General features: G+C 72.1%; 13 protein-coding genes. 6 read left to right on the top strand and 7 right to left on the bottom strand.

The annotated features are described in order from the left end of the window. The first annotated feature begins 83 nt into the window (after positions 1–83). On the top strand, positions 84–926 hold the full coding sequence (locus ACFY15_RS03590; RefSeq protein ID WP_390685119.1) for an alpha/beta fold hydrolase: 843 nt from the start codon (positions 84–86) through the stop codon (positions 924–926). Positions 927–991: 65 nt separating this feature from the next. Here ACFY15_RS03590 and ACFY15_RS03585 read toward each other — a convergent pair whose 3' ends face one another. Beyond that, positions 992–2014, bottom strand: a complete 1023-nt coding sequence (locus tag ACFY15_RS03585; RefSeq protein ID WP_390824938.1) for an SGNH/GDSL hydrolase family protein — start codon at positions 2012–2014, stop codon at positions 992–994. Positions 2015–2178: 164 nt separating this feature from the next. After that, entirely contained in the window at positions 2179–2772 is a 594-nt protein-coding gene (locus ACFY15_RS03580) for a TetR/AcrR family transcriptional regulator (RefSeq protein WP_390685121.1), read from the bottom strand. A 129-nt stretch (positions 2773–2901) separates the two neighbouring features. On the opposite strand from ACFY15_RS03580, the gene ACFY15_RS03575 reads away from it, so the two are divergent. The 3 genes from ACFY15_RS03575 (at position 2902) to ACFY15_RS03565 (ending at position 5919) form a co-directional block, all read left to right on the top strand. Continuing rightward, a complete protein-coding gene (locus ACFY15_RS03575) occupies positions 2902–4482 on the top strand; it encodes an MDR family MFS transporter (RefSeq protein WP_390685122.1) in 1581 nt (526 codons plus the stop codon). A gap of 187 nt (positions 4483–4669) precedes the next feature. Continuing rightward, positions 4670–5491: a polysaccharide deacetylase family protein gene (locus ACFY15_RS03570; protein ID WP_390824937.1), complete on the top strand. Its 822-nt coding sequence runs from the start codon at positions 4670–4672 to the stop codon at positions 5489–5491. A 107-nt stretch (positions 5492–5598) separates the two neighbouring features. Further along, complete coding sequence (locus ACFY15_RS03565) at positions 5599–5919, top strand: nuclear transport factor 2 family protein (RefSeq protein WP_390824936.1); 321 nt, start codon at positions 5599–5601, stop codon at positions 5917–5919. 62 nt (positions 5920–5981) lie between these two features. Here the strand turns inward: ACFY15_RS03565 and ACFY15_RS03560 are convergent, their stop codons facing one another. Then, positions 5982–7112: a serine hydrolase domain-containing protein gene (locus ACFY15_RS03560; RefSeq protein WP_390685124.1), complete on the bottom strand. Its 1131-nt coding sequence runs from the start codon at positions 7110–7112 to the stop codon at positions 5982–5984. Between the two features lie 181 nt (positions 7113–7293). Between ACFY15_RS03560 and ACFY15_RS03555 the strand changes: the two genes are divergently transcribed. Next, positions 7294–7908 carry a hypothetical protein gene (locus tag ACFY15_RS03555; RefSeq protein ID WP_390824935.1) on the top strand — a complete coding sequence of 205 codons (615 nt, stop codon included), beginning with the start codon at positions 7294–7296 and terminating at the stop codon, positions 7906–7908. 150 nt (positions 7909–8058) lie between these two features. On the opposite strand, the gene ACFY15_RS03550 is transcribed toward ACFY15_RS03555, so the two are convergent. The 3 genes from ACFY15_RS03550 to ACFY15_RS03540 all read right to left on the bottom strand — a co-directional run bounded on the left by ACFY15_RS03550 (position 8059) and on the right by ACFY15_RS03540 (position 10662). Beyond that, entirely contained in the window at positions 8059–9336 is a 1278-nt protein-coding gene (locus ACFY15_RS03550) for an extracellular solute-binding protein (protein WP_390825041.1), read from the bottom strand. A gap of 285 nt (positions 9337–9621) precedes the next feature. Next, positions 9622–10239, bottom strand: a complete 618-nt coding sequence (locus ACFY15_RS03545; protein WP_390685126.1) for an SMI1/KNR4 family protein — start codon at positions 10237–10239, stop codon at positions 9622–9624. 63 nt (positions 10240–10302) lie between these two features. After that, the gene (locus tag ACFY15_RS03540) at positions 10303–10662 is read right to left on the bottom strand and encodes a DUF192 domain-containing protein (RefSeq protein ID WP_390685127.1); all 360 of its coding nucleotides are present in this window, start codon (positions 10660–10662) and stop codon (positions 10303–10305) included. Positions 10663–10761: 99 nt separating this feature from the next. Here ACFY15_RS03540 and ACFY15_RS03535 point away from each other — a divergent pair, with 99 nt between their 5' ends. After that, positions 10762–11502 carry a prepilin peptidase gene (locus tag ACFY15_RS03535; protein WP_390685128.1) on the top strand — a complete coding sequence of 247 codons (741 nt, stop codon included), beginning with the start codon at positions 10762–10764 and terminating at the stop codon, positions 11500–11502. A 131-nt stretch (positions 11503–11633) separates the two neighbouring features. On the opposite strand, the gene mgrA is transcribed toward ACFY15_RS03535, so the two are convergent. Then, the gene (mgrA, locus tag ACFY15_RS03530; RefSeq protein ID WP_390685129.1) at positions 11634–12671 is read right to left on the bottom strand and encodes an L-glyceraldehyde 3-phosphate reductase; all 1038 of its coding nucleotides are present in this window, start codon (positions 12669–12671) and stop codon (positions 11634–11636) included. Positions 12672–12718 lie beyond the last annotated feature (47 nt).

Genomic DNA, 12718 nt, shown 5'->3' with positions numbered 1-12718 from the left:
CCGGCCCAGACGCCCCGCGCCGCGGTATGTGTCTGCCTGCGCCGCCGGGCCCGGCCGGCGGCAGGGACGCGGAGGAGCGGGGTATGGCGCGGGCGCTGGTGGGTGGCGTGGACCTCTTCTACGAGGTCGCGGGCGAGGAGGCCGGTGAGCCGCTGGTCCTGGTGCACGGATCGTGGGTCGACCACCACAGCTGGGACGCCGCCGTCCCGCTCCTCACCGCCCGTGGCCACCGGGTCGTGGTCTACGACCGCCGCGGCCACGGCGCCAGCGGGAGCCCGCCCGGACCGGGCAGCCGGACGCAGGACGAGGACGACCTCGCGGCGCTCATCGAGCACCTGGACCTCGCCCCGGCCCACGTCGCGGGGAACTCCTTCGGCGGGGCCACCGCACTCGGCCTCGCCGCCCGCCGCCCCGGGCTCTTCCGCAGCGTCACCGCCCACGAGCCCCCGCTGCTGGGCGTCGTGGCCGGCGATCCCGAGCTCGGACCGCTGATGCGGGCCACCCAGGACGCCATCGACCGGGTCCTCGCCGACCTGCGCGCGGTCGACGCCGAGGCGGCCGCCCGCCGCTTCGTGGACGAGGTCGCCTTCGGCCCCGGCAGCTGGGAGCGGCTCCCGGAACCCGTCCGGCGGACCTTCACCGCCAACGCCCCGACCTTCGCCGACGAACAGGCGGACCCCGGCTGGGCGCACCTGGACCTCACCCGGCTGGCCGGGTACACCGGTCCCGTGCTGCTGACCCGGGGCACCGAGAGCCCGCCCTGGTTCCCGGTGATCACCGACCGCCTCGCCGCCGCCCTCGCCCGGGCCCGCGTCCTGACCCTGGAGGGCGCCGGCCACGTCCCCCAGGCGACCCACCCCGAGCTCTACGCCACCACCCTCACCGCCTTCCTGGCGGCGGCGGGGAGCGGGCCGGCCGGAGACTGACGGACCGGGACCGGGACCGGGACCGGGACCGCGGCTGGGGCCCGGGGGCCGGCGGCCGCCGGGGCTCAGTGGACGGTCGCCCCCATCGCGGTCAGCGCCCGGGTGACCAGGTCGGCCTGATGCCCGACCCCGGCGAGGTTCGGGTGGAGGACCGTGCAGGCCTCGCCCCGGGCGGGGATCAGGCGGCACAGGTCGGAGGGGGTGTCCTTCTGGCGGCCCTGGCCGGTCAGGTCGTCCTTGATGCCGTACATCCAGCGCTGTCCGCCGGCCGCGCACACCCCGTGCCCGGTGCTGCCGGTGTACGTGTCCACGTAGAGTGCGCCGGCCCGTTCGGCCTGTTCGCGCAGGAGGGTGTTGACCCGCCGTTCCAGGGAGTCCAGCCAGGGCATGTCGCCCTTGGCGACCGTGCCCAGCTGGGGCCAGCTGCCCCAGCGGCAGCCGGCCGCCTCGTCGACGACGGCCGGGTAGCCGACCACCGCCACCCTGGCGTGCGGGGCGCGCCGGCGGATCTCCTTCAGCAGGGTGGCGAAGTCGGCCCGCAGCGCGGTGAACCGCCCCTCCAGGGTGGTGGCGGCCGCGCCGCCGGAGTAGGCGGTGGAGCAGGGGTGGCCCAGTCCGAGGGAGGCGAGTCCCCGCTCGACGCACTTCTGGACGATCTCGGCGAAGCCGACGGAGTTGCCCCCGAGGCCGACCGTGACGAGGTCGGTGGCGGCGGACACGGCCCGGACCTGGGCCGGCCGGGGCGCCCAGCCGCCCTTGGGCGGGACGGACGGCGGACCCGACAGGTCGGTCTGTGGCTCCAGCGCGCCGGCTCTGACCTCGGCGGCCGAGCAGGTGACGTCGGTGAGCCGCACCTTCAGCCGCCCGGCCGCCTGCCGCGGGTAGTCGAGCGCCGAGCGGCCGCAGCCGTCGCCCTCGGCCCAGGGCCGGACGAAGGCGCCCGCGCTGTAGGAGTCCCCGAGGGCCACGTAGTTCAGCGTGCGGGCCGGGGCGGCCGCCGCGGGGGCGGCCGAGGCCGGGGCGAGTGCCGCGGCCGCCGCGGCGAGGGCGGTGGCGGCGGCGAGTGCGATCCGCGGGGTGGCGTTCACGGCTACGTCCTCCTGTCAGGCGCCGGGCGACCCTCTCGACCGGCGGATATGACGTAACGTAGCGCGTTTGGTAACGGAGAGTAGCGGATCTGGGCGTAAACCACCCACGGGGGTGGTCTTCATGGGAGCGGAGGCGCAGACGCGCGGAGGCGCGGGCCCGTGGGCTACTCCCCGCCGTGGGCGCGGGTGATGAGGTCCGTCGCGACCTCCAGGGCGGCCAGCCGGGTCGCCTCCGGGTCGGCCTCGTCCACGTGCTGGAGGAACATCATCCCCGCGTGCAGGGTGAAGAGGGCGCTCACGCAGCGCACCTGGTCCGCCAGTGGCCCGTCCTCCGTGCGCAGCAGCTCGACCAGGGTGAAGATCCGCCGCTTGACGATCTCCCCGATGCTGAGCTCCCGCATCGTCGCCTGGTTCTCGTGCATGAAGCGGTAGAGCTGTGCGCCCGCCACCATCGCCTCGCTGTAGCGGCGCAGGACCTCGCGCTTGGTCTCCAGCGTCCGGGGCTGCTCCTGCGCCCACTCGATCAGGTCGTCGATGGGCCGCGTCCGGTCCTCGAAGACGCTGATGATGATGTCTTCCTTGGTCTTGAAGTGGTAGTACAGCGCCGCCTTCGTGACCTCCAGCCGCTCCGCGATCTCGCGGAGCGAGGTCTTCTCGTACCCCTGCTCGGCGAAGAGCTCCAGCGCGACGTCCTGGATGCGCTGGCGCGTGTTCCCGCGCTTGGCCTGCGGTCCGGTGCCGCTGGAGCTGCTGGACATGTGTCTCCCCACGAACTTGCTTGACGCCCGGCTAGTGACGGGTCTACCTTCCCCAGTGTAGTGAACTAGCCGGGCGGCAAGTAAGTGTCCGCGCAGGGCTGAGAAGAACCGGTGTCACGGGGAGTGGACATGAGCGACGCAGTGAAGCAGGCCGGAACCCCGGAGGAGGTGAAGCCGCGCAGCGTCCGTGTCGTCCTGATGGCACTCATGATCGCCATGCTGCTCGCCATGCTCGACAACATGATCATCGGGACCGCGATGCCGACCATCGTCGGTGAGCTCGGCGGCCTCGAACACCTCTCCTGGGTGGTCACCGCCTACACCCTGGCCACCGCCGCCTCCACCCCGATCTGGGGCAAGGTAGGCGACATGTACGGGCGCAAAGGCTCCTTCCTCACCTCGATCGTCATCTTCCTCGTCGGCTCCGCGCTGAGCGGCATGGCCCAGGACATGGGCCAGCTGATCGGCTTCCGTGCCATCCAGGGCCTGGGCGCCGGCGGCCTGATGGTCGGCGTCATGGCGATCATCGGCGACCTGATCCCGCCCCGTGAGCGCGGCAAGTACCAGGGCATGATGGCCGGCGTGATGGCCCTCGCCATGATCGGTGGTCCCCTGGTCGGCGGCACCATCACCGACCACATGGGCTGGCGCTGGTCCTTCTACATCAACCTCCCGCTCGGCGCCGTCGCCCTCGCGATGGTCAGCGCCGTGCTGCACCTGCCCAAGAAGAAGGCCCAGGGCAAGATCGACTACCTGGGTGCGGCGCTGCTGACCGTGGCCATCACCTCGACCGTCCTCGTGACGACCTGGGGCGGCACCGAGTACGCGTGGGGCTCCGGTGAGATCATCGGCCTGATCGCGGCCGGCGTCCTCGCCATCGCCGCCTTCCTCTACGCCGAGACCAAGGCCGCCGAGCCGGTCATGCCGCTGCACATCTTCCGCAGCCGCAACTTCACCCTGATGTCCGTCATCGGCTTCCTCGTCGGCTTCGCCATGTTCGGCGGCGTGCTCTACCTCCCGCTCTTCCAGCAGGCGGTGCAGGGCGCCTCGGCCACCAACTCCGGCCTGCTGCTCCTGCCGATGCTGCTCTCGATGATGGTCGTCTCGCTCGTCGTCGGCCGCATCACCACCAGCAGCGGCAAGTACAAGGTGTTCCCGATCGCCGGCGGCGCCCTCATGGTCGTCGGGCTGTTCCTGCTCGCGACCATGGACACCGGCACCTCCCGCCTGATCTCCGGCGTGTACATGGCCGTCCTCGGCGCCGGTCTCGGCTTCCTGATGCAGATCACCATGCTGGTCGCCCAGAACAGCGTGGAGATGAAGGACATGGGCGTCGCCTCCTCCTCGGCCACGCTCTTCCGCACCCTCGGCGGTTCCTTCGGCGTGGCCCTCATGGGCTCCCTGTTCACCTCTCAGGTGACGGACACCATGTCCGAGCGCCTCGGTCCGCAGGCCGCCCAGGCCGCCGGCTCCGCCCAGCTCGACGCGGCCAGCCTGGCCAAGCTGCCTGAGGCCGTCCGCGACGCCTACCAGCACGCGGTGGCCGCCGGCACGCACTCGGCGTTCCTGCTCGGCGCGGCGATCGCCGTCCTGGGCTTCGCGCTCGCCTGGTTCGTCAAGGAGGTCCCGCTGCGGGGCGCGGGCCCGGCCCAGGCCGGCGGCGGCAGCGCCAAGGCCGCGGCCTCCCCGGCGGATTCGTTCGCCCACTGACCGCGCACGGCCCAAGAGGCGGGTGGGGCCCGGGATTTCCCGGGCCCCACCCGCCTCTTCGCGTGTCTCCAGGGGGCCTAGGGACACACGCGTCAACTGCGATGATAAAGGGCTGAAGTCGTCATTACCTGGAATTTATCGGGCAATTGCGAGGAACTTTCTCAGGTTCGAAGGCGTCCTGATCCACATGACGCGCACGCAGAAGCACAGCCTCCGAGCCCGGACAGCCGTCGCGGCCTCGGCCGCCGCCGTCGCCGCCACCGTCTGGGGGGTCACGACCCTGCTCCCCGCGGGTGAGGACCACCACGCACCCCGCCACGAGAACGCGTCAGACCACGGCTCCGCACAGGCCGACGGGAAACCGGGCGGCCCGGGCGGGGCGCCCTCCTTTGCCGTGCCCGACGGCATCGCCCACGCCTCGGAGGCCGGCGGGAACGCCGTCAACATCACCATCGACGACGGCCCCGACCCCCGCTGGACCCCGCAGGTCCTCGACGTCCTGGCCGAGTACGACGTGAAGGCCGTCTTCTGCATGATCGGACCGCAGGCCCGGGCCCACCCCGACCTGGTCAAGAAGGTCGTCGCCGCCGGCCACCGGCTCTGCGACCACACCATGGACCACGACACGAGCATGGCCGGGAAGCCCGTCGCCTACCAGGAGGCGCAGATCCTCGACGCGAAGAAGCTGATCGAGGAGGCCGCGGGTGGCGGCGCGAAGGTCGAGTACTACCGCGCCCCGGGCGGAGCCTTCACGCCCGACAGCCGGCGGATCGCCGCGGCCGCCGGCATGCGCCCGCTCGGCTGGAACGTCGACACCAAGGACTTCGGCCGGCCCGGCACCGCCGCCATCGTCGCCAACGTCAAGCGCGAGATCGGCAACGGCCCCACGGTCCTCTTCCACGACGGGGGCGGCGACCGCCGCCAGACCGTCGCCGCGCTCGACCAGGTCCTGGCCTGGCTGGGGGAGCAGGGGCGGCCGACCGGCTTCCCCGTCCGCACCGCCCCCTGACACGCCGCCGCCCGGCGAACGGGTGAAGGCCGGAACCCCGGCCCCGCCCGCGGTGTTCCCTGGTCGCGCACGCAGCCCGTACGCACGCACCCGACCGGGAGGCCCCCGTGATCCCCGTGAACCAGCTCACCGACCCCGCCGTCCGCGCCTTCGTCACCGCCGTCAACGCCGGCGACCAGCAGGCCTTCGCCGCCGCCCTGACCCCCGGCGCGACCATGTCCGACGACGGCGGCGACCGCGACCTGAACGACTGGGCCGAGCGGGAGATCTTCTCCTCCGGCGGCCACATGGACGTCGAGTCCGAGTCGGACGGCGGTCGCGCACTGATCGCCGGCTACCGCGACGACACCTGGGGCGAGATGCGCACCGCCTGGCGGTTCACCGTCTCCGACGGCCGCGTCAGCCGCTTCGAAACCGGCCAGGCCTGACCCCCCGGCCAGGCCTGACCCACCGCCGGGCACGACGGCCGCCGGGCACGACGGCCGGGGCCCTACAGCCCCCGCGCCACCTTCAGCACCGCCGCCGTCAGGGGCCCGTTCTCCGGGGCCAGCCCGCCCGGGAAGCCGAAGCGGCGACGCGTGTAGCCGTACGCGATCCCCGTCACCGGGTCGGCGAAGCCGTTGGCGCCCGCCGCACCGCAGTGCCCGAAGGCCTCCGGGCCCACCGCATGCTGCTTCTCGAAGCCCAGCCCGAAGTGGTCCGCCTCCGGCACGACCGCGTCCTGGCCCGGCGTGTGCAGCCGCGCGACCTCGGCCGCCGTCTCCGGCTTCAGCAGCGCGGGCAGCCCCTCCAGTCCGCTGATCGCGGCCGCGTACAGGGCCGCCACACCGCGCGCCGTGCCGATGCCGCCCGCCGAGGCCGGGCCGAGCGCCTTCACCTTCGGGTGGTTGGCGTACGCGACCGCGTCCATCGGCGGCTCGTGGTGCATGTTGAAGGACACCCGCATCAGCTCCGGCATCGGCCCGCCCGAGGCCAGGAGCTCCAGCTGCGCCGGCGTCGGCAGCATCTCCAGCACCGGCTTCCAGCGGCCCTCCAGAGCGGCCGGCAGCCCCATGTACAGGTCCACCCCGTACGGCGCCCGCACCCGCTCCTCGTACAGCTCCTGGATCGAGCGGCCCGTCGCCCGGCGCACCACCTCACCGGTCAGCGCGCCGATCACGAAGGCGTGGTAGCCGTAGGCCGTCCCCGGCTCCCAGTGCGGCTTCTGCCCCGCCAGCGCGGCCGCCACCAGCGCGTCGTCCGCGATCAGCTCGTACGAGAACGTGTCCACGGCGATCAGCCCGGAGCCGTGTGCGACCAGCTGTCGCACCGTCAGCCGCTCCTTGCCGTCGCCCGTGAACTCCGGCCAGTACTCCACCACCGGCGCGTCCAGGTCCAGTACGCCCTCCTGCGCCAGCAGCGCCACCACCAGGTGGGCGGCGCCCTTGGTGATCGAGAAGACGCCGCTCAGGGTGTCTCCGTCGGTCTCCTCGCCACCCCACAGGTCCACCACGGTCCGGCCGTGGTGACGGACGGCCAGCTGTGCCTCCGGGGAGTGGGGCTCCGCGGCCACGAAGGCCTCGAACTCCTCGCGAACCGGCTCCCAGCCCGCTTCCACCGTGCCGTTCACCATCACTGTCATGACATCCCCCGTAGCCATCCGTAGATCATTGCGTCGTTCGCGCACAGACAACCAGAGCCGGTCGGTTCATATGCCCGCCGTGGCCGGAATCTGTCACCTGTGGCCGCGCGCCCCGCCCACGTACGGGTGAACGCGCGCACGACGACGTTCCAGCGCGCCGCGGCGGCCCGTTGGACCGCGTATGAAGCGCACCCGTACCGCCGCTCTCACCGCTGCCGCCGCCGTCGCGGCCCTCACCCCCGCCCTCGGCCAGGTGGCCGCCACCGCCGCCGACGGGAAGGGGAACCTCCCCCAGGACCCGGTGGGGAGCGGGAAGGCGTGGAGCAAGGACCAGAAGCACAAGGTGGAGGGACAGGTCCGCTTCCACCCGGGGGTGCAGTACCAGACCGTCACCCGCCCCGGCCCCGAGGCCGCCCCGGAGTGGGAGCGCAAGGTCGGGGACCCGAACACGCTGGCCTGGATGCCCTCGTACGAGTTCACCTGGACGGTCTCCGACGTCCTGGTGAACAAGGGCCTGACCACGAAGAACGGCAAGCACGCCCTCAGCCTGCACGCCGTGCTGCGCGACGCGCGGCGCTCGGTGGTCGGGGAGGTGGACAGGAAACTGTCCGGGCAGGCCGCGACGGGCAGTCAGAAGGTCGCGGGGAACAAGCGGATCGCGTGCGACACCGGCGAGTACACCGTGGAGTGGACGCTGGAGCGTCCCGGATACGCGAAGGTCGGCGGCACGCTGCGCTGGGACTCCGGCTGCGAGCAGTACCGGAAGGCGTTCTCCGCGGAGAACGGCGGCAAGTAGCCGCGGGGGAGGGAAAGGCCTTGCCGCCCTGCGCACCTTGTGGGCGCTCGTCGGGCGACCGGGCCACGGCCCTTGGATCAGGTGCCGTAAGCCATTCTGCCGTACGGGAAGGGGCGGGACGGGAGGCGAAGGGCCCGTCTCGGCCGAATGTCAGCCGTTCTTCCGGCCGGCCTCGCCCGCCTTCGCGGCGATGCCCTCCAGCACGGCCTTGGCGTCGCCGCTCGGGTCGACGGCGTGGCCGATGCTGCGCTTGATCGTGTCGCTGACGGTCACCCAGGACGGGTCGTTGACCGGGTAGAGCTGCGCGCCGCGCAGGGCGGTCAGGAACTGCTCGTCGTTGCGGTCGAGGCCGCCGCCCGAGGGGGTGCGGGAGGCCGAGACCGTCGAGGGCAGCAGGTGGTAGCGGCCGGCGAAGTCCGAGAGGTTCTTGTCCTGGTAGACGAAGTCCAGGAACCTGCCGATCTCCTCGCCCTTCCCGTTCTGCTTGAACGCCATCATCCAGTCGGCCACGCCGACGGTCGGCGGGGTCTCGCCCGAGCCGAGGCTGTCCGAGACGGGCATGGGGACCGCGTTGACGGTCATGCCCTTGGCGCGGGCCTCGTGCAGCAGCGAGGGGTAGCCGTTGACCATGCCGACCTCACCGCGCAGGAACGCGGCGAAGGCGTCGGCGCGGTTGAGCTGCGACGGCGGGGTCGGGCCGGTGAGGCCCGGGGTGACCAGCTGGTCCTTGAGCCAGCGGAAGGCCGCGATGTTCTGGTCGGAGGCCAGGCTGTAGTTGCCGCTGCTGTCGGCGTACCCACCGCCGTTGCTGAGCTCCCAGATCATCGCCTCGGCGTGCGCCTCCTCGGGTCCCAGCGGCAGGGCGATCGGGTACTTCACGCCCTTGTCCTTGAGCGCCCTGGCGTCGGCCTTCAGGTCGGACCAGGTCTTCGGCGCGGAGGTGATGCCCGCCTGCCTGAACAGGGTGTCGTTGTAGAAGAGCAGGCGGCTGGAGGCCACGAACGGCAGGCCGTAGAGGGTGTTGCCTACGGAGCCGGCCTCGGCGAGCGGCTGGAGGAAGTTCGCCTCGGCGCTGATCGAGAGCAGCTCTTCCGCGGAATACAGCTTTCCCTGGGCCGCGAAGTCCGAGTAGGAGCCCATGAGGGCCATGTCCGGCGCATTGCCGGCCTTGACCATACGGGAGACCTCGCGGTCGATGTCGGCCCAGGGCAGGAGCTGCACCTGAACCCTGATACCGGGGTTCGCGGCGGTGAAATCCTTCGTCACCTTGTCCCAGAAACCCTTGGAGCTGTTGGCTGCGGTATCGCCGTATTCCGCGGCCACCAGGCGCAGCGTACCGCTGTCACCTGCACTGCTGTCGGAAGAACCGCAGCCGGACAGCGGTACGAGCAGGCCGAAAACGGTCGCCGTGGCGGCCGCGCCGAACATTTTTCGTCGCACGGGTGGATACCCCTGATTCTCTTTTGATTCCCGTTATTACTTATGAGTTGCTCCGGGCTGGGGTGTCCCGCCGCGGCCCGTCATGGCCGGAATTCTCTCCTGAGGGCGGCGGAGTTGTTTCCATTGGGTCGGCACTTGTGTCCAATGCTCCAAAAGTGCTTTTCCGTGTTTGTGTTTTCGAATATGCGCCCATCGAATGGGACGCGCGTAGACATGACGAAAAGCCCGTTTCCTTCCGGAAAACGGGCTGAGGGGGCGGGGGCGCCGGCCGGGCTAGTCGGCGAACTCGCCGGCGTACGGGTCGGGCTCACCCGTCTCCGGGTTGCGGCCCTCCTGCCAGCGGCGCTGTGCCTTGCGCCAGTGCACGAAGCTGAGGTGGCCGGCGTCCCAGAAGGTGATGCCGACGGGGCTCACGTCGAACTCGTCGGAGCACATCCGCAGCAGGAACTCGGCCATGCCGTACGGGTACACCGCGAAGGCCTCGGCCGTGTGCCGCCCGACGACGAGGACCGGCCAGCGGTCCGGGTCGGGGTCGGTGGTCAGCCAGCACAGGATGTCGGAGCCGGCGGTGACCCCCCAGGCGATGATCGACTCCGGGTCCACGTCGAAGGCGGCCCGGCCGCCCCCGGCCTCCCAGGTCTGCCGGGCGTTGGCGGTCTCCTCGGCCATCTCGGCGGGGTCCCACTGGAGCCCGGGCTTGGGCAGGGGCAGCAGGATGCCGGCCTCGCCGTTGATCGAGCCGGCGCCGAAACGGCCCATGAAGGCGACGAAGTCCGAGGGGAAACGGGTGCCCCAGACGGCCTCGGCCGTCTGCCAGTCGATGTCCTCGTCGGCGCCGTGCGTCGCCGGCATGATCTGCTCCAGCGCCTTGACCCGCGCGTTCTCCGTCATGCCCGCCGCTCCCCTGACACCCCACCTCAACCGCCCCAACCTACCGCCCGGGCGCGCCGTGACCTAGGGGTGGACGAGATGCTCCAGCGTGACCGTGGCACCGGGCCGCAGCCCCCAGCCCGCCATCGCCCCGGCCCGCGCCTCCAGGACGTGCCGGGCGCGGGGGCGGGGGAGGCCGAGGCGGTTCGGCGGCATCGTGGTGACGGCGACGACGCGCAGGCGGCGGTCGAGGTAGGCGACGTCGATGGGGAACCGCATGCGGAACGTGTGCACGCTCGCCGCGGGGGTGAGGAGCATCGCCCCCTCGATCCCGTCCCGCCCGAGGAGGCCGCGGGTGCGGGCGCGGTAGGAGGCGGCCACCTCCAGGGGGACGCTGGTGTCGTGCCCGACGCGGAGGATCCCGGTGCCGTCCTGGTAGGCCATGCGCCCACCCTAGCCAGGGCCCGCCGGGCCGCGGTAGGACCGCCGAGCAGGGGTCCACAGGCCCATGCCGTCGGGCGACGCGCGGGCTACCGTCGCCGGATGGGCGCAGTCGTGATCATCCTCGCCGCCGTGTACGGCGCGGCCGTCGGGTCCGGGCTGCCGCGCGCCGCCTACCGTCTCTCGGTGGAGCCGGGCCGGCCCTGGCGGACGCTCTGCCCCGACGGCCACCCGCTCGGCGGCTGGTTCGGCGCCGCCCGCTGCGGGCGCCGGGAGGGCCCCGGCAGCCGGCCGGCCGCGTACGGCGGCTCCCGGTGGTCCCCCGCCGCCGTCTGCGCGGCCGTGTGCGGGGTGCTCGGGGCCGCCGGCGGGGTGCGGCCCGAGACGGCGGTGTTCGTCGGGGCCGCGCCCGTGTGCGTGCTGCTCGGGATGGTCGACCTCGCCGTGCACCGGCTGCCCGACGTGCTCACCCTGCCCCTGGCCGCGGCCACCGCCGCCCTGCTCGGCGTGGCCGCCCTCCTGCCCGGCGCCGCGGGCAGCTGGCGCGGGGCCCTGCTCGGCGGGGCCGCGCTCGGGGCGGCGTACCTCGCGCTGTTCCTGATCAACCCCGCCGGCATGGGCCTCGGCGACGTCAAGCTCGCGCTTCCCCTCGGGGTCGCTCTTGGGTGGTACGGGTGGGGGGTATGGGTCGCCGGGGCGTTCCTCGGGCTGCTCTACGGGGCCGTGTACGGCCTCGGCGCGCTGCTGACCAGCCGCGCGACCCGGAAGACGGGCTTCGCATTCGGGCCCTTCATGGCCGCCGGAACCCTCAGCGGAGTGCTCCTGGGCGGATTCGGAGCGTAATCATTCTGCGCCAATGCACGCAGGACGCTTTACGAAGGGTTATGGTGGAACCCCCCCCTCGGGCCGGTCCGTATCCCCCCCACGGACCGGCCCGTTTTTCCTTTCCCCTCCCTCACGGGCAAAAGCGCAGGTCAGCCGCGCTGGGCCCAGATGTTGGTGCCGGGGGTGGAGACGGCGAAGGAGTCGATGTCCTTCAGCTCCTGCTCCGACAGGGGAGCCCCGGTCAGCGAGGCCACGTTCTCCTCCAGCTGCCGGACGCTCGACGCGCCGATCAGGGCCGAGGTCATCCGGTCGTCCCGCAGCACCCAGTTCAGCGCGAGCTGGGCCAGCGACTGGCCGCGGCGGGCAGCGATGTCGTTGAGGCCGCCCAGGCGGCGCACCACGTCCTCCGAGAGCAGCGCCGGGTTCAGCGACTTGCCGGCGGCGGCCCGGGAGTCCTCCGGGATGCCCTGGAGGTACTTGCCGGTCAGCAGGCCCTGCGCGAGCGGCGCGAAGGCGATGCAGCCCATGCCGGCGTCCTCCAGCGTGTCCAGCAGCCCGTCCTCCTCCGTCCAGCGGTTGATCATGGAGTACGAGGGCTGGTGGATCAGCGGGCGGACGCCCATGTCGCGCAGGATCCGGACGGCCTCGGCGGTCTGCTCCGCCGTGTACGAGGAGACGCCGACGTACAGCGCCTTGCCCTGCTGGACCGCGGAGGCGAGGGCGCCCATGGTCTCCTCCAGCGGGGTCTCCGGGTCGAAGCGGTGGGAGTAGAAGATGTCGACGTAGTCGACGCCCATCCGCTTCAGCGAGGCGTCCAGCGACCCGAGGAGGTACTTGCGGCTGCCCCACTCGCCGTACGGGCCGGGGTGCATGAGGTAGCCGGCCTTGGTGGAGAGGACCAGCTCCTCGCGGTAGGGCGCGAAGTCCTGGGCGAAGACCTTGCCGAAGTTCAGCTCGGCGGAGCCGGGCGGCGGGCCGTAGTTGTTGGCCAGGTCGAAGTGGGTCACGCCGAGGTCGAAGGCGCGGCGCAGGATCGAGCGCTGGGACTCCAGGGACTTGTCGTCACCGAAGTTGTGCCAGAGGCCCAGGGAGATGGCGGGGAGCTTGAGGCCACTGCGGCCCGTGCGCCGGTAGGGCATGGAGTCGTAACGGGAGTGGTCTGCCCGATAGGGATTGGTATCAGTCACGTTGTCCTTGCTATCACGGACTTGTGACCTACCGAGTTGGGTACCCG

Origin of the sequence: Streptomyces sp. NPDC001373 (assembly GCF_042895815.1) — a bacterium.
Classification (GTDB): Bacteria; Actinomycetota; Actinomycetes; order Streptomycetales; family Streptomycetaceae; genus Streptomyces.
Note: the sequence above shows the minus strand (reverse complement) of the source record. Positions and strands in the feature narration are given on the sequence as shown.

Excerpts from the sequence above, each read along its gene's own strand:
- ACFY15_RS03545 (WP_390685126.1), bottom strand. The coding sequence starts at position 10,239 with ATGACGGAGAACGCGCGGGTCAAGGCGCTGGAGCAGATCATGCCGGCG.
- ACFY15_RS03550 (WP_390825041.1), bottom strand. The coding sequence starts at position 9,336 with ATGTTCGGCGCGGCCGCCACGGCGACCGTTTTCGGCCTGCTCGTACCG.
- ACFY15_RS03540 (WP_390685127.1), bottom strand. The coding sequence starts at position 10,662 with ATGGCCTACCAGGACGGCACCGGGATCCTCCGCGTCGGGCACGACACC.
- ACFY15_RS03535 (WP_390685128.1), top strand. The coding sequence starts at position 10,762 with ATGGGCGCAGTCGTGATCATCCTCGCCGCCGTGTACGGCGCGGCCGTC.
- ACFY15_RS03575 (WP_390685122.1), top strand. The coding sequence starts at position 2,902 with ATGAGCGACGCAGTGAAGCAGGCCGGAACCCCGGAGGAGGTGAAGCCG.
- ACFY15_RS03570 (WP_390824937.1), top strand. The coding sequence starts at position 4,670 with ATGACGCGCACGCAGAAGCACAGCCTCCGAGCCCGGACAGCCGTCGCG.
- ACFY15_RS03560 (WP_390685124.1), bottom strand. The coding sequence starts at position 7,112 with ATGACAGTGATGGTGAACGGCACGGTGGAAGCGGGCTGGGAGCCGGTT.
- ACFY15_RS03555 (WP_390824935.1), top strand. The coding sequence starts at position 7,294 with ATGAAGCGCACCCGTACCGCCGCTCTCACCGCTGCCGCCGCCGTCGCG.
- ACFY15_RS03590 (WP_390685119.1), top strand. The coding sequence starts at position 84 with ATGGCGCGGGCGCTGGTGGGTGGCGTGGACCTCTTCTACGAGGTCGCG.
- ACFY15_RS03580 (WP_390685121.1), bottom strand. The coding sequence starts at position 2,772 with ATGTCCAGCAGCTCCAGCGGCACCGGACCGCAGGCCAAGCGCGGGAAC.